Raw genomic sequence first — 20,776 nt, forward strand, 5'->3', positions numbered from 1 at the left:
TATAAAGTATCTGTGATTAGACGAATTAAACATGTTTCTACAGCAACCTGTACTCTACCCATTTATATGGGTTTTCTCATGACAGAACCGAACTCTATTAGCTGCACACAACTTGCTGAGACTTATAACATCTCGCATGATAGTGTAAATCGCTTTCTAGAGCGGGAAGACTACACACCTCACGACCTATATCAAGAAGCAATTCAACATATTGATAATAATAAACTTATAGTCAGTATTGATGATACTGTTTTAGATAAGCCATATAGTCAACATATGGACTTGGTTAGCTATTTTTGGTCAGGCAAACACCACCGATCCGTCAAGGGTATTAATCTCATTACCTTGTATGCGACAGATCAAAATGGTCAAAATATTCCAATTAATTTTCGAATTTATGATAAGTCAGCAAGTAAAACCAAGAATGATTACTTTATGGAGATGTTAAGTGAAGTACTCGATTGGGGTGCAAAGATTCAATTTATTACAGGTGATAGTTGGTATTCATCGACTGCAAATCTAAAAACCATAAGAAAATATGGTATTCGATTTATGTTTGGTGTCGACAGTAACCGTAAGGTTTCCCCTGAAAAAGGACAATGGTTTCAACTGCGTTTATTGCCGAATTTTCATCAGGGTCAAGTAGTCTGGCTCAAAGATTTTGGCTTTGTACAATTATTTAAGACTCAGTTAAAAGAACAGCAGAGGTTTTATATTGTGCATCAAGATGAAGATGATTTATTGTCCTTTGAGGGTTTTCATGAATTACATTCAAGTCATTGGAAAATAGAACAATATCACCGAGTGATTAAACAGGTTTGTCATATTGAAAAGTTTCAAGTAAGACGATCTAAACTGATTTTGAATCATATTTTTGCAGCCTTGATGGCCTACGTCGAGATACAAAAGAACCAGTTTGAGCGGATCTTTGAAAATGTATATCGTTGGCAGAAGAAATTATTTAGACCAATCATCAAAGACTTCATTGATGACTTTATTCTCGATAAAAATCATCTGCTACCACAGAGAATCTATAAATGATAGTGCGTAAGTCCTATCATATAACAAAATCACTTTTCTTAAAACAATATTTGGAATTTTTTATTGGGATAGATATCTAATTAACATTATGATTTCTTTGATAAAAAATTAAGAATACTCTGATTGTCGGGCTTCGCTCGTTGATATGCCTCGCTGTTAATTATTTTTTTAAATATTCTTATTTTTACGATGTGACTGGCCTTTAATTGCATTAAATGTATGGCATTAGCTTAACTACGAATGAACAACTTTTTAAATTTCTAAAACTGTTAAGAATCCCCCAAAAACAGTCCCTGTATCAATGAAAAAGGGTGGTGTTTCAAAAAGTATGCTGAAACAAAGCAGGTTGAATTTTGATAAAATAGAGAAATGCGAATAACTCTAGAAATCAAATGTCCAACCTGCCTCAGTGACAGTATAAAGAAAAATGGCATCAAAGTAGATGGGAAACAAAACTATCAGTGCAAAGACTGTAAACGTCAGTTTATTGGTGGCCATGCTCTGAGCTATCTAGGATGTCATTCAGGCATTACTGGAAAAATATTACAGTTGATGGTCAGAGGTAGTGGTATACGAGATATCGCTGAAGTTGAGCGAATCAGTATCGGTAAAGTTTTACGTACTTTAACCGAATCGACCTACCAAATTCAGCCTAAACAAAGTCATTATGAGTCTCTTGAAGTTGATGAGTTTTGGACTTTTGTGGGAAATAAAAATAATAAACAATGGCTTATTTACGCCTACCATCGAGAAATAGGTGAGATTGTTGCTTATGTTTGGGGTAAAAGAGACTTAGCTACAGTTCAACGATTGAAGGCAAAGCTTAAACAATTAGGTATTCACTACACCCGAATTGCAAGTGATCATTGGGACAGTTTCATAACTGCTTTTAAAAACTGCAAGCAAAGTATTGGTAAATTTTTTACTGTAGGTATTGAAGGTAATAATTGCAAAATAAGGCATCGAATTAGGCGCGGTTTTAGAAGGAGTTGTAATTTTTCAAAAAAGATTGAAAACCATTTTAAAGCTTTCGACTTAACCTTTTTTTACATCAATAATGGCTTCATTTAATGTCAGCATACTTTTTGAAACACCACCTGATAGTTTTCTTATTCCATCCAAAATGATTTTAGTTTGATGAAATAAGAAAAAATATATTTTTGAATTACATATATTGTGGATGGCAATCACCAATTTTAAAATTGGTGATTGATCGCATGAAATTCATTCTAGTACATTCTCAAATTCCAAAGTAAAGAGCTGGTTTCCTATTAAAGAGTAATTAACCGATTGTAAATCCGATTAGCCCAACTTTCTAAACCTTCAATACTATGTTTTCAACGATAGGTTGGAAAGCGGGAACGGAATGAGCGCCATAGAAAAAATGATACCGATACGATGATCCAGGCAAGGATAATGCCAACGAGGTTGGGAAACAGGTCAACAACACGAGGATTGTGGCCAATTACGGTGGTCTGAACGAGTTCCCAGCTCACTCCCACAAGAAATGTCAGTATGGCAGCAAGCCAAGTGCGAGAATAGCCAGTTGCGAGTACTGCAAGAATAAACAGCATAACCATGGACGCTATGTGCGGAACCTTGGTAAGCGCATTGGTGATTGTTTCAAACGTAACGGTGAAGTCCATCTGCGGAGGACGACGACCATCAGGCGCCCGATTAGCAGCCCAAATACTGGCTAAAGCGAGGGCCGTAAAAGGTAGTATTCGAAGAAACCTTAGAGCTTTCATTGAGCAAGGACTCCAGTATGAAAAAGTCACTATTTACACTTTACAAAGTATCTATAATATTGAATGAGAGAATAGCATCCAAACAAGTGTAAATTTAGAAGATAGCTATTAATAGTTTTCTACTCTTATTGGGTTAAACCTGTATAAATCCGACTAGCCCAGCTTTCTAAGTCTGCAAGAGCGACGTTTTGACCTTCATCAATACGAGGGTGATTCAATCGGATCTGTCGCATTGCTATTTTTTTGATAAAGCCAAGTGGCCAGTTAAGCGTTTTTTGAACCACAAACTTGCGAAGTTTTTCATAATCTTCTTCCCAACTATTCATATCTTTTATCGTTAATAATTGCGTTGAAAGACGGGTCGCATTATCGGATGTATCAACTTCTAGTAAAATGAAATGTTGGCCTCGATAAATGAAATGTACTTCAGCAATACAGCGTGGATTTTTATCTGCTTTTAGATGTTTGGTAAATCCTTCTACTTCAGGTAGTACTTTTAGAGTTAGTGAATACTGTATCCCATACTTTTCCTCAAGTTTATAAAGCATCTGCATAAAAGCGGAGAAACGGTCTAGGTATAAATGGGCATCATCAGTTTGATCCTTTGCACCCTCAAAATCACCCGCTTTAACTGAACCACCAATTCCTGGTTCATCTGCATTCACATCACCAATTAATTCATCAATATACTCTTGAGCATCATCCACGATAACAGCGTTTTTTGTACCAGTTTTATCTGCGACTTTCCTTGTTTCAAATGGATCATTAAAATCAAGTAAAGTGGTTGGAGCATCTACAATAGTAGGCTTGTTGCTAGGCGTTGCTTCTTCCTCATCATTGAGTTTGGGCTCTGCATGATTCGGCTTTGGTGGTATGGTACTGGTATTACCCGATTTTTTTGAGGCTTTAGAAAATTTATCATGATGAAAATAAACAGGCTTATCAATATGGGTGGAGAGCCCAGAAAAGCCAATGATTTCATCTATCTTAAATGTATTGGTTAACCTGTCATAGTAACCATGCGCTTCAATGTTCACGTCTGTTAAATTGGGTGGGATGAAACTAAAGTTCCATGTTCTTACCGTATTATTGATACTTTCAAAAGCCTGACACTGTTGAGCGATGCTTTCGTATGAAGCTCTTATGTTTTTATTTAGGAGTAAATATGCAAGAAATCGACGAAACCCAGGCTTATTGAAATGAGAAAGTGCAAGTGAACCCTCACATGAGGGAAGAACATTAATCAAGTAATGATCAGCCCTGTTCTGAATGTCAAAGTCTTCTGCCAGCACATTCAACTCAAGCGCAGATCGAGTTAGGTAAGCATTCTGGAAGAAGAAAGCTCTTGCCAACTCAAGCTGAGGCAATTGAATATGGACTTGCTTAACGGTTTGAACTTCATTTGAAAACGTTGCCAGAGCATCAAACCCAAAAAAGTGAAATTGTGATTTAGACTGGGCAAAAGACATCCACTCTGCTGGTAGGGGACATCTAAATTTTAGGTAAAAGCCTGACTTTCGATGCTCATTTTGTGTGGAGTTGATAATGCGACGTTTGGCTAACAAATGCATGTGGGAAAAAGAGGTGTTATATTTTGCTTTAGATTCTTCGGATTCTCCCCACAGATTAATAAACCAGGGGTTATCATCATATTTAAATAGTCGTCCTATACCTGTAATCAATGTATCTAAAGGGAGGCGTTTAATGTGCATAAATCTTCTTCTCACAAATCATATTTAGGAAAATTTGGGCTTCTTGAGTAATTCTTTCTTTACTTAATCCTGCAAGTCGTAATATCCGCCATCTATCTGTAGTACTGGATTGGGTATAACCAAGCTTGATCATGGCATGGGTAATTCTCCGTATTTGATAAGTCATTGTATCTTCAGAATAAGTTGAAAGAAATTTGGAACTTAAAGGCAGTTGGTGCAAATGTTTGGAAATGGAATTTCCTTTGGATAACTGATTGAGAAACCAATTTTTTGACATTCTTGGACAAGCTAAATCATCATTTGAACGATATAAAACTTTGAATAATTCTTTGGTTATTGAAAAATCACGTATAAGCCAATTTACTTTATTTTTTCGGACTTGAGGTTGTGATAAATGTCTTGAATTAAAGGTCAGTAGCCAATTTTGATCATTTCTATATAGCCACATATAAATTGCCTGACCTGACTTAATATTACGGCCAGTCGTTACACCATGAAGTAGCACGATATTTTGCCATTTTTGTCTAATCTCTCTTATTTTTATAGGAGGAACATTCTCAGTAGAAATAGGTCGTTTTACAAAATATGGGGTTGTTGAAATAGAACCCACATATTGCATAATTTCTTTAGGTGACATTTCGGGTATAAATGAAGACCAGACAATACAATGTTCTAAGAAACTAAAGGCTTTGCGATGTTTTCTGAAAATCGATCTAAACCAGGACGTATCTTGATCAGGATCAATCCCTAAATTCTTAGATTTGAGATAGACATCGTTAAACTTATTAATCACCTGCTCATAGGTCTGATCATGACAAACATGATTCCCCCTACGGAAATTCTTTGCATCAGCAATTTCCAGATAGAATCTAGTCCATTGTTCATAGCTTGGGGATGATTGAGGATCGAGTTGTAATAAATCTACAGCCATTTGCCCTAATATGAAGTCTTCCTTGTAATAGGAATGAGCAGAGTCTTGAGTTTGATTTGGTAATAAGGGCAAGAAAAGATGCCGATGCTGTTGTTGAATATAATCCTGAGACAGAAGTGAACAATTGTGTTTCAGGCAGATTGAAAGATTGGGTAGAAACCAAGCCCGATTCCAGAAATACTCTCCATAAGTTTCTCGTTGCTGCTGTATGCAGATTGGACAGTAGTGGAATTTGGTGTTGTTGGGGACTCTGGAAGCATTCAGACCAAGCATAAGATGAATAGATCCAGATGCCTGCTCAGCCATTAAAATGATTGCTTTTTGTCGATGGGATTCCTGAACAAAAGGTGCATATAAGCCAAACATCGTATGTTTGTAAATCAGGTCTATTAAAGTAAAACAGCCAGTTCGCTCTAATAAATGTACGATAGCATTTAAATGACTGGGTAAGTCTATGGTAGCAACGACTTTTCTATCTTGGTAAACCTCATCAAGTAGCTGTTTAGGACTTTGAATGCCATGGTGTAATCCAGCACGGGCGATGGTACTGTAAATCAGCTCATCAGGAAGCGGTGTTGGAAAATTCCACATGATTCTTACCCCATACTATGACAACAGGTCTGACATTTGCAGAATTAAACCTTGATGGTCTAATTGGGTATAAATACTTTCTGGGCTGGTTGGGTTCATTGAGAAAACATGACGAAGATCGGTATCCTCCAGCTCATTCCATTGTTTTAAGCTAATCCGTTGGTTTTTCTTTTTGACTACTGGTACTTGTGACGTTGTATTGTCTGTTTCCATTGCTTGAATAATAGCAGCCAAGAGCTGTTGTCTAGATATTTGGGGTTTTAACGCTACAATTTTTTGAATGGCAAAGATGATGGAGTCTGACGGAAACTCATCTTTTAGCATCAAGTAGATACGTCGTTGATCATCATTATTCAACTGTTTTAAGGCTCGGTCTTCTTCGGATTCAACCGTAGATGCGGAGATTTTCTGAATAAGATGGATGATTTTCTTATCCATATCGGGTACAGCCAAATCTGAGAATTGAGCGATTCTTTCAGGTATACCTGAACGTAATGCGCTGAGCATAGGATGTACAAGTTTCAGTTCATCCTCATAAACACGCTTGAGTAGCTCTACAGTAATCGTTTCTGCTCCCGTTGCGAGGGCACGTAACTGGGCCAAAATAAAAAGTTTTACTACAATATCGAGAATACCTTGGCTCAAATCAAACCAGGTATCTCGAATCTCATCACTTAAGATAGGGTCTCTTTTCTGCAAATACTGCAACTTCCAAAGCGTATTAGTAAATGCTATCCACTCAGGATTTTGACTCTTCTGATCCGGTAGGTATTGTGGTATTGGGTTCCAAAAGATAGACCCTAGACCAGCAGCACGTCGGCTGGAACGTAGATCAAGATCAAAGATGTCTCTTGCTTTAGGTGTCCCCACAAAAAGTACAGGAATACCAATAGTATTGCTCATAGTGACAAAGAAGTTGAGCATTTTCTCTGAACCACCAGACTTTGCCCGACTTAAATGTTGAATCTCATCGATGACTAACAGGCCTAAAGCAAACATATTGGCTGTTTGAGCCATGAGAGCAAGCATGGTTTCTACGCCATGTCTTTTCATCCCATACTTTTTCTCATAATTTGAACCGATGATTTTATCAATCGCCCGAAAAAAATTGAGACAAAGTTCTTTAAGTGAACCATCATGTGAGCAATCTATCTTTAAATAGACGATCTGATGACGATTTAATGCTGGGTGAAAAATGACTTGAGGATATGACCCTAGTATTCTTCGTAAAGAGGTCGTCTTGCCACTGCCTGAACAGCCAATGATGGCCATGCTATGAGCAGTTGATTCGGTTTCATCAAAGCGTTTGGCATTCAAATCACGTGTTTGCAATCTTTCATAACCATTTTGCAGGTGTTGTTGCAACTTTCCTGTGTTTGGATTACGACCAACATATCCTCCACGAATCATGAGAGAAATACGTTCACTCAGTAACATATGCATTGCTAAAGGCTGAAAAAAAGAACCTGTGATCTGATGGATATTATGGGCACGAATGACTCTTTTTTGCTTTAGATCATCAAGAGTAGGCGTTACTTTTGAGATAAGATTTTTTGTATCTTCAAAAGGTTCTTGAATAGGCGGTAGAGCCTCAATGAACGGGTTATCTTTATAAGCATGAACACCAGTGTCCTGATATTCTGCATTACTTATTATATGATTTGTCATGACTGATCATCCTCATCATCAAAAAGACCTGGAACGAACTGTGGATAGCTTGATTCATCTTGTTTTGGCTTAAATGAAATAATTGTTCCCTGATCTTTAGGGTGTTTATCAGTTTTTAAGGAAGTATTTGATAATTTCTCATTTTCACGAACAGACTTTTTATTCGATTTAATTTCAGATAAACGCTGGCGATTGGATACACCAGAGTTGGTCGCCATTTTTTTTGATTCAGCAATGGTGTCACGAATAAATTGATCCAACTCTCTACGGGCAGTTTTACTGTTATCTTTTTCAATTGCATGTAGATTCTTTTCTTGATCTTGTATCTCCCACACTTGCCAAAATGACATACCCGCAAATTGACGACTTTTGGTTGATAAAGAACATTCCCAATAGATCGTACTATCGTGTTTTGGGAATAAATATATCTTATCTACACAACTTGGATCATAAGCAGCTTGGAGATCCTGTGGGCGAGTGACTTCTTTACTACGATGTAACCAGCCTTCTCTAAGTATCTCTGATCCAATGTAATACAGGCCCCATAAATTGACACCAGAAGTGGAAATGGAAACTTTTTTACGAGGTAGTATCATGATCCGTAAAGTATCTGGATCTACAGTACGAAGATGGCCTGTACGGTTTTGGATTCCCCAGTTCCATATATGTAATGGAATTGAGGGTAAGTCTGGAGGGAAATCTGCATCTCTGTCATAAGTATCCAATACATGATACTGATTACGATAAAGTATGGTCTTTATGATTATCTTGGCAAAGGCTGAAATAGGTACAACCGCCTCAAGACGGTAATCTTTTTCACCATGTTTTTGAATACGATTTCCTTTGACTACCCCAGGGGCATAAGGTTTGAATTCTGCCTGTAATGTTCCAAAATAGCGTTCAACAATACCTTTTGCATCCCCTCGATAAGCAGGCGCATTTTCAATACGAACATTATAGCCTTGGATTAAGCGTTCGACCTGATGACTCATCATTTCACCACGGTCAGCAAGGATGACATCGGGCAAGCCTAGGGTTGGCCATTGTTCTGGCTCGATATCAATTCCAAGCAATTTGCATAAACTGACTTTATCACTGCAAGCATTTACAATCGCCTGCATAGCAACAACATAGGATGGATTATGAAATCCGATATAGAATCCCACGACCATTCTGCTAAAAACGTCAACCACTACATATAGGATCGGACGACCTAGAATCTTGCTTCGATCATCATCAGCAACTAAATAGATATCAGCAATAGTTGCATCAATTTCATAACGACTACCTGGCCCAAGGGTATTAGCTGTAGCAGTTCCACTTAATGGCCGTACATCTTTTTGGAAACTCAAGACAGGAGTTCTGGCTTCTATTCTCTGTGGAAGTTCGTATTCACGTTTGTAGAAATGGTCAAACTGTCTACGTGTCGGAATATCTCCCTGTTTTATATGTGGGTAATGTTGGACAAAAAGTTCTTCAAATTGTCGATGAGCCGATGTGATATTGATTTTCTTGTCATTTAATAATTCAGATTCAACGATTAATCGAAAGAGCCGTTCAATTTCTGGTGTAATTTTAATACCAGTTCCATTACCAAATTTACGCTTTGCTCCAGATTTTTGAGAACCAGCTAAGGTTCTTGGCTTTCCTGGTGCACCAGCATTTCTATAATCTGGCAATAAGGCATTTGGAATTTGGCCTCTTTGCCAATAGCGGCGTAGGTATTTGTATATCGTCGCCTTAGTTGCGATATTTGTCTGTTCTACTAAACGAACCCGTTTAGCTCTAATCTCTTCATTAAAACAGCCCGTGTCATATACGATTGGTTCAATAATTCGGTAAGCCTGAGCACGTTTTTCAAAAGCGACTGAGTTTACGGGTGGCTCTATAGACTTAAGATATTCAAAAGGGTCTGAACTTCTAAATAAGCGTTTTTCATCAATCCATTGTGAAAGTTGTTCTTCAAGAACTAAAGATGGAACTCCTTTGGTTTCCTCCATATGAATCCATATGATTTCGCCAGATTGAAAGAATAAAATCCGGTAGTGGCTTTCATCAAATTTAACGACCTCATTGATTTGCCACATATGACACCTCTAAATCAAACAGCAGGTCAGACCCTTTTAATTTCTGGAATGGCTGTTGGATATCAAATTTAATTAAACGATTTGCTATAAGTGTTCTTAAATATTGTAGGGTTGTTCCAGAGGTAGTTTTTTCCTGTGTATCCACTTCTGTACAGAGTTTAATGATAGAAACCCCTGGTTTTTTTGACAAATAATAAGAAATTGTATGTAGGCTATCCCAGATATCAGGTTCTAAATGTTCAGTAATAAAAGGGCTCAACCATTCAAGATTTTTTCGGGCAGTTGTGGGAATATTTTGTTCCGTCACAATACTCCATGGGATTTCTTTAACCTCCCAGTATCGACGTTCAATTTCGAGTTTTTCAATTGTTCTTTCTTTGATGAGTTCTTTTAATGGTTTCACCTGAATAACGAATTGAGGTTTTTTCTTATCATTTGTATCAATCAGAAAATCGGAAGTCATGACCTGTTCCGAGCCTTGTATGCTGGGATGTCTCAAACCATGCTCTAAACAGATTTCTTTTGTGTCATCTAGATTCAAAGGAAATTGTTCCCGAATATCCTGAACAGAACTAGACCAATCTAAAATCAAAAAAACATACAGTTCCAAATTAGAAAGTAAATGATGAACTCTTTGCGTTTTATGAGAGTAAATACGATGAGAGACCCCACGAGAGGGTACATCCTGAATAGTCAGCCATGGTTGGTAATCTTTTCCCATACCTTGTCCACGACCACTTTTTATTCTTTTGCTAATTTGTTCTTGTGTGAAGAATCTCGGTGCTCTACTCATAGAAAAACCCAGCCTACTTTTTAATCAGTATAGCTGGGTTTAGCTAGTTTACAACTTTAATGTCTAGTTTAGAACTATATTGTTACAGTTTAGAACTTTAATGTTTAGTTTAAAACTATATTGTCCAAACACAAGGCGAACCTTTCTTCCATTTTTTATTATTCGACCGTTACACTTTTTGCAAGGTTACGTGGCTGATCCACATCAGTACCACGCAATACAGCGACATGATATGACAGAAGCTGTACAGGGATACTGTAAACAATAGGTGCTAACCATTCATTGACTGCTGGGATATGAACCACGTGTTGGCGATCTTTTTCTTGGATTCCGCTATTTTCATCAGCAAAAACAAAAAGCTCGCCGCCACGCGCTTGTACTTCTTCCATATTCGATTTTAATTTATCGAGCATGTCATCATTTGGTGCCAAAATCACCACAGGCATTTCATTATCAACTAATGCCAATGGACCATGTTTGAGTTCACCTGCCGCATAACCTTCAGCATGAATATATGAAATTTCTTTGAGCTTCAAAGCACCTTCCAGTGCGATTGGGAAGTGTGTTCCACGGCCAAGGAATAAACAGTGGTTCTTTTCTACAAATAACGCAGACAAACGAAGAATCGAAGTATTGTGCTGCAAAGTATCTAGAATTACTTTCGGGCAATGCCATAAAGCTTCAGTAATTTCTGTTAACTGGGCATCAGAGAGACGTTGCTTCACTTGACCGATTTTTAGAATCAGTAACATTAATGCAGCAAGTTGGGTGGTAAATGCTTTAGTTGAAGCAACACCAATTTCAGGGCCAGCAAGAGTGAGCAAATGATGATCAGTTTCGCGAACCATCGATGATGTCGCAACGTTACAAATCGTCATCGTGCTAATGTCAATCGTATTGGCTTTAGCGCGTTTTTGGGTTTCACGTAAGGCTGCTAGGGTATCTGCCGTTTCACCAGATTGAGAAATACAGATATACAGCGTATTTGCCACAATGACAGGCGTACGATAGCGGAACTCGCTGGCAATTTCGACTTGGCAAGGTACGCCGATTAATTGTTCAAACCAATATTTTGCAATCATACCTGCGTGATAGCTGGTTCCACAGGCAATAATTTGTACCTGTTGGATTTTAGCAAAATCAGCATTAGCATATTGAAGAAAATCTTCACGCAAATAATTGCCATTTAAGGCTTGTGAAATGGTTTGCTGGATCGCTTCTGGCTGCTCATAAATTTCTTTGAGCATGAAGTGCTTATATTCACCTTTAGATGCGTTGCTAACCGTAGCATCCAGTTCTTTCACTGGGCGTTGAACAGCTTCACCTTGCGCAAAAACTTCAATGCTCGTACGAGTTAAGCGAGCAATATCGCCTTCTTCTAGATAAACAAAGCGATTCGTGACTGGAAGTAGAGCCAATTGATCTGAACTGATAAAGTTTTCACCGATACCCACACCAATCACGAGAGGAGAACCTTCACGGACAGTGATTAATTCATCTGGATGTTCAGTATGAATAATCCCAAGCGCGTAAGCACCTTTCAGTTGAGGAATAACTTTTTGTACGGCTTCAAGCAAGCTATCGGTCTGTTTTAATGCATCATGTACGAGATGAGCAACAACTTCGGTATCTGTTTGGGAGGTAAATACATAACCTAAGGCTTGTAGATCGTCTTTTAATACTTGGTAATTTTCAATAATACCGTTATGTACGACAGCGACATTTCCAGAAACGTGTGGATGTGCATTATTTTCAGTTGGTTTACCATGAGTTGCCCAACGTGTGTGTGCAATTCCGATATGACCCGTTAAATGTTGTTCTGAAACAGCTTCGGCAAGATTGGCAACTTTCCCTACGCGACGCTCACGTAGAATTTTTTGATTATTGAGTAATGCTAAACCAGCAGAGTCGTAACCACGATACTCAAGACGCTTAAGTCCTTCGATCAAAATATCAGTTACGCAACGTTCAGCAACGCCTCCAACAATACCACACATAATTTTATCCTCTTATTTTTTCAGCTTTTGGGGACGTTGATAATTTGCTTTTTCAAACTGTTTAGATCGTTCGACAGCTAAACTATGGTCAGCCACATCTCGTGTTAAGGTTGAACCAGCGCCAGTTGTAGCACCAGTACCGATTTTGATCGGAGCAACCAGTGAATTATTGGTGCCAATAAATACATGATCTTCAATAATAGTTCTATGCTTATTTGCGCCATCATAGTTACAAGTAATTGTACCTGCACCGATATTACAATCCGCACCAATATCAGCATCACCAAGATAAGTGAAATGATTGGCTTTAGAACCTACACCAATATTAGAATTTTTAACTTCTACGAAGTTACCGATATGCACATCATTTGCAAGATTTGCGCCTGGACGTAAACGAGCAAAAGGACCAATTTGAGTATTTTCGCCTACTACTGCATTTTCAAAAATACTATAAGCCTGAACTTTAGTGCCTGCTGCGATACGCGTGTTCTTTAGGATACAGCCTGCACCAAGTTGTACGTTATCACCGAGCTCACAGTGACCTTCAATAATAACATTCACATCGATTTGAACATCTTGCCCACATTTTAATGTGCCACGTAGATCAAAACGATTTGGATCAATTAAGTGAACGCCTTGTTGCATTAATTCTTTGGCTTGTTGTTGTTGAAATTGACGTTCCAACGTAGCGAGTTGTAGACGATCATTTACGCCTTCAACTTCAAATGCCAGTTCAGGTTGAATGGAAGCGATTTCTAGACCATCTGCAACCGCCATCGCTACGATATCGGTAAGATAATATTCACCTTGTGCGTTGTTATTCGACAGCTTTGGTAGCCATTGGTGTAATTTTGCATTGCTAACGCAGTAGATCCCCGTATTGATCTCTTGGATCTGACGTTGTTCTTCATTGGCATCTTTATGCTCAACAATGGCTTGAACTTTTCCTGCCTGACGAACGATACGACCATAGCCCGTTGGATTTTCGACATCGAGTGTGATCATCCCAATACCCGACTGGCTAGATGCCTCTAGTAATTGTTCAAGAGTACTAAGTCGAACTAAAGGTACATCACCATATAAAATGAGTGAGATACCATCTTGCGGTAAAACGGGTAAGGTCATCTGTACAGCATGACCAGTACCTAATTGCTCAGCTTGTTCAACCCATTCAATCTGTTCTTGTGCAAAGCTTTGTTTAACAAGTTCACCGCCATGCCCATAAATGGTAATAATATTTTGGGCGTTGAGTTTTTTTGCGGTTTCAATGACGTGTCCCAAAAGTGAACGACCTGCAAGTGGTTGTAATACTTTAGGAAGCTTTGAACGCATTCGCGTTCCTTTCCCTGCAGCTAGAATAATGACGGTTGTTGACATAATTAACCCTAATATTAATGTGTTAGGTCAAAAAATAAAATTGAATAAGAAAAATACATAATGCAGCCCAAAGTCCTGCAATCAGGTCATCAAGCATAATACCAAAGCCACCGGAAACTTTCTGGTCGGCCCAATTAATTGGAAATGGTTTCCAAATGTCGAATATACGGAAAAAAATAAAACCCGCAATGACCCATAACCAATTCATTTGCTGTAAGTAAAGCAGAGGTAAAAAGGTAATCGATTGTCCAGCAAATTCATCCCAAACGATACGACCATCATCATGGACATTAATCACTTTGGCAGTGTGACCACAAATATAAATACCTGCAATCGACATGAGTAGGATTGCAAAAACACTGGCATTGAAGCCAAGTATTAGCCACAGGGGGACGAAAAGAAGAGCAAACGCTGACCCAAAAGTACCAGGGGCTTTGGGACTGAGACCAGAGCCAAATCCTACACCGCAGAACACAATAAAGCGGTCAAACCAAGTCATTTGGCTAAAGTGAATAGGGGGTTTATGCAAAGTGTTGATATCCATGAACATGTAATGGGTAAACTTCGCCCATATACTTAAATAACAATCCAGTTTGTTGGGTAATTTCGCCGATTATTGTAAACGGTACATCAGATTGATGTCGCGATAGTTCTTCGAATTTTTGCGGTGATATTGTAAAGCATAATTCGTAGTCATCCCCTCCAGCGAGCGCATATTGCCAAGCTTGTTGTTGATCTAATGCTTTTAGCGCTGAATCTATTGGCAAACGATCTAAAAATAAGGTCGCACCCACGCCAGAGGCGTTCAGAATATGTCCTAAGTCTTGTGCTAAACCATCCGAGACATCGATCATACTGGTCGCTTGACCTTTCAGTCGCTGACCTAAATCACAACGCGGTGTTGGATAATCTAAACGTTGTTGTAGTGCATGACCTAAATGGTGCAGTCCATACGCAGCATCACCGACTTGCCCACTCACGCATATATAGTCACCGACTTGCGCACCAGCTCGCGTAATTGCTTGCCCTTGTTCGATCCAACCTAGCGCTGTCACTGTAATCGTTAATTGGGAGCTTTGCGTTGTATCTCCGCCGATTAATGCAACATTGAATTGGTCACAACATTCAAAGAGTCCTCGACTGAATTCAGCCAACCATGTCTCATCTACACTTGGTAAACTAAGTGCAAGCAAGATACTGTGTGGTTGAGCTCCCATTGCCGCGATATCTGATAAATTTACGGCTACACTTTTCCAACCCACAGCATGTGCGGAAGTGTCTAAAGGGAAATGGCGACCAGCGACTAGAGTGTCTGTGCAAATGACGAGTTGTTGCGAGGTAAGAGGGGTGAGAATGGCTGAGTCATCACCAATACCTAAACTGACATCCTGATGAGATGCTCGTTTAAAGTAACGGTCAATAATTGAAAACTCAGCCATGAAACATCAAGCCTATTATTTCGCTTGTTGTTTTTCAGCTTCACGAAGCTTTGAAGAAAGACGATCTAATACACCATTGATGTATTTATGGCTGTCTGCACCACCAAAGTGTTTTGCTAGCTCAATTGCTTCATCAAGTACAACGCGATAAGGAACTTCGAGGTGATCTCGTAATTCATAAGCGCCCAATCGTAAGGTTGCAAGTTCTACACCATCAAGTGCAGATAGCTCACGGTCAAGTACAGGAATGAGTAACTCATCTAAAGCTTCATGTTGAGCAACCACTTGAGTGAGTAATTCATGGTAGTAGTTGAGGTCAACCTTGTGCATGGCATTTTCAACACGTGTACGTGCTTCAATTTCATGAACAGGATTTTGACTCATTTGCCATTCATAAATCCCTTGTACAGCAAAACGACGTGCTTTGCGTTTCGCTGCATAAGCGGCCTGAAGTGTTTGCGACATGCTTTAAATTGCCTTTAATAAGTTAACCATTTCGATAGCAGTAAGTGCAGCTTCGCTACCTTTATTACCTGCTTTCGTACCTGAACGTTCAATCGCTTGTTCGATGCTATCGGTAGTTAAAACACCGTTGATCACAGGCATTGTGCTTTCAAGTGCTACAACACCTAGACCTTTAGCACATTCACCAGCAACGAAGTCAAAGTGAGGTGTGCTACCACGAATTACTGCACCTAAAGCAATGATGGCATCAAATTTGTTTGAAGCCGCTAATTTCTTCGCAACGATCGGCAGCTCCCATGCACCTGGTGCATGAATCACGGTGATCGCATCTTCTGCAACGCCGTGACGTTTTAATGTGTCGATCGCACCTTCAAGTAAATGTTCTACAACGAAGCTGTTGAAACGACCAACTAAGATCGCATAACGACCTTCGCTTGCGAGATGTAATAAACCTTCAATTCGGCGAATTGCCATAGCAACCTCGATTATTTTGCTGTGATTTGATCGGCAGTGATGTATTCCACCACCTCTAAATGAAATCCTGATAAAGCATTGAAACGAAGCGGAGAACTCAACAACTTCATTTTCTCAACACCAAGATCACGTAAAATTTGTGCACCGACACCAATTGTTTGATATTGCTGCGATAGCGCTGCATTTGATTTCAGTGGCTTTGGTTGGTTCAAATGATGAATGGCATGACCTAAATCTTCCAAGTGATCTTGTCCAATCCAAACCAATACACCACGGTCACTTGCAGCAATCGTTTTCATTGCAAGATCAAGATTCCATGCTGGAGAACCATCAGCTTTATTGAGCTTTAAAAGATCACGAACAGGATTGAATCCATGAACACGAACAGTGGTCACGCCTTCTTTCGGCTCACCTTTTACCAAAGCTAAATGAATGTCTGGGTTACCGATTTCACGGTATTTATAAAGATCAAAAGTCCCGTATTCAGTTTGAATGGTTTCTTGAGATAAGCGTTCAACAGTTTGCTCGTTGGTCATGCGGTAGTGAATTAAATCCGCAATCGTACCAATCTTGAGACCATGTTTTTCTGCAAATACTTCTAAATCAGGACGGCGCGCCATAGTGCCATCTTCATTGATAATTTCACAGATCACTGAAGCAGGCTCTAAACCTGCTAAGCGTGTTAAGTCACATCCAGCTTCGGTATGACCTGCGCGGTGTAAGACACCACCTGGTTGAGCCATTAATGGAAAAATATGACCAGGTTGAACAATATCATTTGGTTTAGCATGGGCAGCTACAGCTGTGCGAATAGTATGTGCACGTTCTGCTGCTGAGATACCTGTGCTGATGCCTTCGGCTGCTTCGATTGAAAGGGTGAAGTTCGTGGCATGTTGAGCGCCGTTTTGATCAACCATAAGCGGAAGGTTGAGTTGCTTACAACGTTCGCGGCTTAATGTCAGGCAGACCAAACCACGTGCATGTGTAATCATGAAGTTAATGTCTTCAGGACGAACATGGGTAGCAGCGATGACTAAGTCACCTTCATTTTCTCGATCTTCGTCATCCATAAGGATAACCATTTTGCCTGCACGAATATCTGCGACAAGTTCTTCAACACGACTCAGCGGCATTCGCTTTCACCTTTTAAGCAGCCTTTTAAGGCATTAGTATTCGATAAATTTGGCATAGTTTACCGCATTTTAAAACTTTTCGCCTGTGCTTCTTATCGCTCGTGACGAATTTATACATCATGCTGAGTAAACGCTTTTATTGATCTAAATATTTGGTTTTGATTCAGAATATAATATTTTGTTTTTTCTAAAAATTTCATTATTTTACAATAATTTTTAACTCAAGCTGCATTGAATCGATTTAAGAAAATAGTTTGAGTGTGTTGATGATTTAGGCAAATCAAGCACTTTTTGATGGAATGAACTTTATCATTATTCAAATAATAACCCCATTCTATACTTAAAAAATGGGGATATTTTATCGAGGTGAATTACGAAAGGCTGGATGATTCAGATGAGACTTTTGCCTTTTTACCCATTAAAATTTCAGTGCGCAGATTTTGAGCTAAAGTTGCACACTCCTCATTCATACCATTAATCATAAATGCATGACGTGTCATGATGTTGCTTGGGTTAGGCATAGCAACTAATTCATAGCTATGTTGAATCGCTTTTAATTGCTCGTGATTCAAATGCAAGGCAGCTTCTTTTGCATGTAAATGTTGAGTTAGGCGTTTTGAAGCTTCAATTGCGTCGATCTGCATGGCATCTACAGGGCTAGCAACAGAACCACGCGTTTGCAAGGCAAAGCGTTTGTCTTCGCGATAACGTTTATACAGTACTTCTGCGAGCAGTTGGAAAACAGCACCAATCATCATAAGACATTCTAAAGCATGTGTTTGATCTGACTGAGTACTTAAGGTTGCCCCTTCAGCATTAAACTCTTGTTCAACACAAATTTTAGATGGATCAATTTGATAATGTTTAGCACATAGATCGATACTTTTATCCAAAAATAACTGACATAGCTTAAAATAAGGCAATGAAACGGATTGGTTAACACTATTTAAGAGTTGTTTTGGATCATAAAACTGGATGTTAAGCGCCAATGTATGCTGATCAACTTGAGGTGTTTCAGTGTTGACTTTCTCAACTCGAGTTTTGGGTTGTACTTTTGCTTGTTGTTGTGCTTGAGCGACCAAAGTAACGGTATTTTGTTTTTCTAATGCCAAAGCTTGAGTTAAACGTTGAATTTCATGCTTGAGATGATTTTCTTGATTGATACGAGCAAGATATTCGGTTCGCGTTGGGCGTGCAATAGCACGGTAGCCTAACCAAATTAATCCATGAATCAAGAGAGACAAGAGAATCGCTAACCACTGTGTGCGTAAAATTTCACCAATACTTGGTTGTATCAGCGTTATTTCGACTGTTCCCACTTTCTTTTCATTCTGTAAGGCATCACGGACAAATACTTCGCCTTGACGAGTTTTAGCCATACCGCTAGTTGCTAACACTTGTTTGTTGGCATCCAAAATGCGGATTGAGGCAACACTTGGATTGGTCGCATAGCGATTAGCAACCAATGCTAAAGAAACAGTATTGGCGGGTTCCATTTCAGAAAGAGTATCTGCCACTAACTGACTGGTCATCAGTTGTCCTTGGCTGGCGCGGTTTTCATTGAGTTGATGAGTCGTTGCAATCACCAATAAAAAGGTATGCAAGGCAAAACTAACGATCAGTAGGCTAGCAAATAGCCCTTGGCGAGGCGCATTCAAGTTAAACTTCCAAGGCAAATAGATTCATGGGTTATGTTATGATTCTTACAATAGTTGTCGCTCTAACACGAGTCAATTCATGCGAGAAATCATTCTTATATCCTTTTTAGGACCAGATCAACCGAATCAGTTTACTCGATTAATGCAGGTACTCTCCGTACATTCTTTGCAAATACTCGATGTCGGTCAGGCGGTTATTCACAATCAACTGACCCTTGGGATCGTTGTTGCATCAGATAACGAGACTGCAACAGCATTAGCAATGAAAGAGATTCTGATTTTAGCACATGATATTGGCTTAACTGTGCGATTTAAACCAATCAGCAACGCAGAATATGACCAATGGGTGAGTGAGGGCGGACGTACACGCTATATCGTGACGGCTCTTGCACCTGAACTGACCGCTGCACATTTGCAAGCTGTGACTCAAATTGTTTCGGGTCAAGGGTTTAACATAGAAACGGTAACACGTTTATCAGGACGTTTAGAACTAGAAGAACAAAGTCAGTTCCCACGACGCGCTTGCGTTCAGTTCGGATTAAGTGGACAAATGCTAGATGCACAAGCAATGCGTGCTGCTTGTTTGAGTTTATCAGGTGAGTTAAACATCGACGTTGCCGTACAAGAAGATAATGCTTATCGCCGTAATCGTCGCTTGGTTTGCTTTGATATGGACTCTACATTGATTGAGCAAGAAGTGATTGATGAGCTTGCATTAGAAGCGGGTGTAGGTGAGCAAGTTGCTGAAATTACAGAACGTGCAATGCAAGGTGAGCTTGATTTCCAACAAAGTTTCCGTGCACGTGTTGCGTTGTTAAAAGGCTTAGATGCATCTGTTCTGCCTAAAATTGCTGAGCGTCTAACTGTGACAGAAGGTGCAGAGCGCTTAATTTCAACGTTGAAAGCCTTGGGTTATAAGACAGCAATTCTTTCGGGTGGCTTCCAATATTTTGCAGAGTATTTACAAGCTAAACTTGGCATTGATGAAGTGCATGCCAATATTTTGGATGTGCAAGATGGGCTTGTCACTGGCGAAGTGAAAGGTGCGATTGTTGATGGTGCGCGTAAAGCAGAGCTGTTACGCCAGTTGGCTGATAAAATGGGTATCTCACTAGAGCAGGCGATGGCTGTTGGTGATGGCGCAAATGATTTACCAATGCTGTCAATCGCTGGACTAGGTGTGGCATTCCGTGCCAAACCTCTAGTTCGTCAAAATGCTAATCAGGCAATTTCGAGTGTGGGTTTAGATGGCGTGCTTTATCTTTTAGGTATGCATGATAAAGACCTCAATCGAGCATAGATAAGTGTAGATTTCAGCCTTCAAATAAAGCCACAGATCATGTGGCTTTATTGATTTTATTGGCTGTCATCACTTCGTCATATTTATGTCTAAATGTATAGAAAACCTACAATTAAAAAATTCAGAAAAAAGTTTTTTTGAGGTCAAAATTAAGCGTATTTTTTTGTAATGACACTCAGTAATTGATGCTATATAGAAATTTCAGAATTTTGATTTTTAAAAAATGTAATTACAAAAGCATATTGCGACATCTTGTGTCGTATCGTTAATTTTAAGCTCTTTTTTTCTAAAAAAAACGCTCCATAATGCATAAAGACGTTAATGCAACACGAAGTACTGTTAGAGATTACAGAACAATATAA

At 39.2% G+C, this 20,776-nt stretch carries 17 protein-coding genes; 3 read left to right on the forward strand and 14 right to left on the reverse strand.

The annotated features are described in order from the left end of the window. Positions 1-12 precede the first annotated feature (12 nt). On the forward strand, positions 13-1,041 hold the full coding sequence (locus Q9Q86_RS13555) for a transposase (RefSeq protein WP_305156084.1): 1,029 nt from the start codon (positions 13-15) through the stop codon (positions 1,039-1,041). Between the two features lie 369 nt (positions 1,042-1,410). Next, complete coding sequence (locus tag Q9Q86_RS13560) at positions 1,411-2,112, forward strand: IS1-like element ISPa14 family transposase (RefSeq protein ID WP_308150311.1); 702 nt, start codon at positions 1,411-1,413, stop codon at positions 2,110-2,112. A gap of 266 nt (positions 2,113-2,378) precedes the next feature. On the opposite strand, the gene Q9Q86_RS13565 is transcribed toward Q9Q86_RS13560, so the two are convergent. From Q9Q86_RS13565 to Q9Q86_RS13630, 14 genes are all read right to left on the reverse strand, one after another. Then, positions 2,379-2,789 (reverse strand): VanZ family protein, encoded by a 411-nt coding sequence (locus Q9Q86_RS13565; protein WP_005142114.1) that lies wholly within the window; start codon positions 2,787-2,789, stop codon positions 2,379-2,381. 125 nt (positions 2,790-2,914) lie between these two features. Beyond that, positions 2,915-4,501 (reverse strand): Tn7-like element transposition protein TnsE, encoded by a 1,587-nt coding sequence (locus Q9Q86_RS13570; protein WP_005142113.1) that lies wholly within the window; start codon positions 4,499-4,501, stop codon positions 2,915-2,917. After that, complete coding sequence (locus tag Q9Q86_RS13575) at positions 4,491-6,023, reverse strand: TnsD family Tn7-like transposition protein (RefSeq protein ID WP_005142112.1); 1,533 nt, start codon at positions 6,021-6,023, stop codon at positions 4,491-4,493. The genes Q9Q86_RS13570 and Q9Q86_RS13575 overlap by 11 nt, the downstream gene beginning before the upstream one ends. A 15-nt stretch (positions 6,024-6,038) precedes the next feature. Next, complete coding sequence (locus tag Q9Q86_RS13580) at positions 6,039-7,691, reverse strand: AAA family ATPase (RefSeq protein WP_112986626.1); 1,653 nt, start codon at positions 7,689-7,691, stop codon at positions 6,039-6,041. After that, entirely contained in the window at positions 7,688-9,778 is a 2,091-nt protein-coding gene (locus Q9Q86_RS13585; RefSeq protein ID WP_024436734.1) for a DDE-type integrase/transposase/recombinase, read from the reverse strand. The genes Q9Q86_RS13580 and Q9Q86_RS13585 overlap by 4 nt, the downstream gene beginning before the upstream one ends. After that, on the reverse strand, positions 9,762-10,571 hold the full coding sequence (locus tag Q9Q86_RS13590) for a heteromeric transposase endonuclease subunit TnsA (protein WP_005142106.1): 810 nt from the start codon (positions 10,569-10,571) through the stop codon (positions 9,762-9,764). Before Q9Q86_RS13590 ends, Q9Q86_RS13585 begins: the two co-directional genes overlap by 17 nt. 158 nt (positions 10,572-10,729) lie before the next feature. Beyond that, positions 10,730-12,568 carry a glutamine--fructose-6-phosphate transaminase (isomerizing) gene (glmS, locus tag Q9Q86_RS13595; RefSeq protein WP_112986627.1) on the reverse strand — a complete coding sequence of 613 codons (1,839 nt, stop codon included), beginning with the start codon at positions 12,566-12,568 and terminating at the stop codon, positions 10,730-10,732. Between the two features lie 12 nt (positions 12,569-12,580). Next, positions 12,581-13,945, reverse strand: a complete 1,365-nt coding sequence (gene glmU, locus Q9Q86_RS13600) for a bifunctional UDP-N-acetylglucosamine diphosphorylase/glucosamine-1-phosphate N-acetyltransferase GlmU (RefSeq protein WP_112986628.1) — start codon at positions 13,943-13,945, stop codon at positions 12,581-12,583. A gap of 22 nt (positions 13,946-13,967) precedes the next feature. Beyond that, positions 13,968-14,489, reverse strand: coding sequence for a phosphatidylglycerophosphatase A (locus tag Q9Q86_RS13605; RefSeq protein WP_112986629.1), 522 nt, complete (start codon positions 14,487-14,489; stop codon positions 13,968-13,970). Further along, complete coding sequence (gene thiL / locus Q9Q86_RS13610; protein WP_112986630.1) at positions 14,467-15,384, reverse strand: thiamine-phosphate kinase; 918 nt, start codon at positions 15,382-15,384, stop codon at positions 14,467-14,469. Before thiL ends, Q9Q86_RS13605 begins: the two co-directional genes overlap by 23 nt. 15 nt (positions 15,385-15,399) lie before the next feature. Further along, positions 15,400-15,849 (reverse strand): transcription antitermination factor NusB, encoded by a 450-nt coding sequence (nusB, locus tag Q9Q86_RS13615; RefSeq protein WP_004679125.1) that lies wholly within the window; start codon positions 15,847-15,849, stop codon positions 15,400-15,402. Between the two features lie 3 nt (positions 15,850-15,852). Then, positions 15,853-16,323 (reverse strand): 6,7-dimethyl-8-ribityllumazine synthase, encoded by a 471-nt coding sequence (gene ribE, locus Q9Q86_RS13620; RefSeq protein WP_004637206.1) that lies wholly within the window; start codon positions 16,321-16,323, stop codon positions 15,853-15,855. 11 nt (positions 16,324-16,334) lie between these two features. After that, positions 16,335-17,456, reverse strand: a complete 1,122-nt coding sequence (gene ribBA, locus Q9Q86_RS13625) for a bifunctional 3,4-dihydroxy-2-butanone-4-phosphate synthase/GTP cyclohydrolase II (RefSeq protein ID WP_112986631.1) — start codon at positions 17,454-17,456, stop codon at positions 16,335-16,337. 371 nt (positions 17,457-17,827) lie between these two features. Then, positions 17,828-19,132: a hypothetical protein gene (locus Q9Q86_RS13630; RefSeq protein WP_171293839.1), complete on the reverse strand. Its 1,305-nt coding sequence runs from the start codon at positions 19,130-19,132 to the stop codon at positions 17,828-17,830. 61 nt (positions 19,133-19,193) lie between these two features. Between Q9Q86_RS13630 and serB the strand changes: the two genes are divergently transcribed. Beyond that, positions 19,194-20,414 (forward strand): phosphoserine phosphatase SerB, encoded by a 1,221-nt coding sequence (serB, locus tag Q9Q86_RS13635; RefSeq protein WP_004951148.1) that lies wholly within the window; start codon positions 19,194-19,196, stop codon positions 20,412-20,414. Positions 20,415-20,776 lie beyond the last annotated feature (362 nt).

It is taken from the genome of Acinetobacter sp. A22 (assembly GCF_030913345.1).
GTDB lineage: Bacteria > Pseudomonadota > Gammaproteobacteria > Pseudomonadales > Moraxellaceae > Acinetobacter > Acinetobacter junii.

Coding starts and splice junctions, on each gene's coding strand:
- Q9Q86_RS13560 (WP_308150311.1), top strand. CDS start 1,411: ATGCGAATAACTCTAGAAATCAAATGTCCAACCTGCCTCAGTGACAGT.
- Q9Q86_RS13565 (WP_005142114.1), bottom strand. CDS start 2,789: ATGAAAGCTCTAAGGTTTCTTCGAATACTACCTTTTACGGCCCTCGCT.
- Q9Q86_RS13570 (WP_005142113.1), bottom strand. CDS start 4,501: ATGCACATTAAACGCCTCCCTTTAGATACATTGATTACAGGTATAGGA.
- Q9Q86_RS13575 (WP_005142112.1), bottom strand. CDS start 6,023: ATGTGGAATTTTCCAACACCGCTTCCTGATGAGCTGATTTACAGTACC.
- Q9Q86_RS13580 (WP_112986626.1), bottom strand. CDS start 7,691: ATGACAAATCATATAATAAGTAATGCAGAATATCAGGACACTGGTGTT.
- Q9Q86_RS13585 (WP_024436734.1), bottom strand. CDS start 9,778: ATGTGGCAAATCAATGAGGTCGTTAAATTTGATGAAAGCCACTACCGG.
- Q9Q86_RS13590 (WP_005142106.1), bottom strand. CDS start 10,571: ATGAGTAGAGCACCGAGATTCTTCACACAAGAACAAATTAGCAAAAGA.
- glmS (WP_112986627.1), bottom strand. CDS start 12,568: ATGTGTGGTATTGTTGGAGGCGTTGCTGAACGTTGCGTAACTGATATT.
- glmU (WP_112986628.1), bottom strand. CDS start 13,945: ATGTCAACAACCGTCATTATTCTAGCTGCAGGGAAAGGAACGCGAATG.
- Q9Q86_RS13605 (WP_112986629.1), bottom strand. CDS start 14,489: ATGGATATCAACACTTTGCATAAACCCCCTATTCACTTTAGCCAAATG.
- thiL (WP_112986630.1), bottom strand. CDS start 15,384: ATGGCTGAGTTTTCAATTATTGACCGTTACTTTAAACGAGCATCTCAT.
- nusB (WP_004679125.1), bottom strand. CDS start 15,849: ATGTCGCAAACACTTCAGGCCGCTTATGCAGCGAAACGCAAAGCACGT.
- ribE (WP_004637206.1), bottom strand. CDS start 16,323: ATGGCAATTCGCCGAATTGAAGGTTTATTACATCTCGCAAGCGAAGGT.
- ribBA (WP_112986631.1), bottom strand. CDS start 17,456: ATGCCGCTGAGTCGTGTTGAAGAACTTGTCGCAGATATTCGTGCAGGC.
- serB (WP_004951148.1), top strand. CDS start 19,194: ATGCGAGAAATCATTCTTATATCCTTTTTAGGACCAGATCAACCGAAT.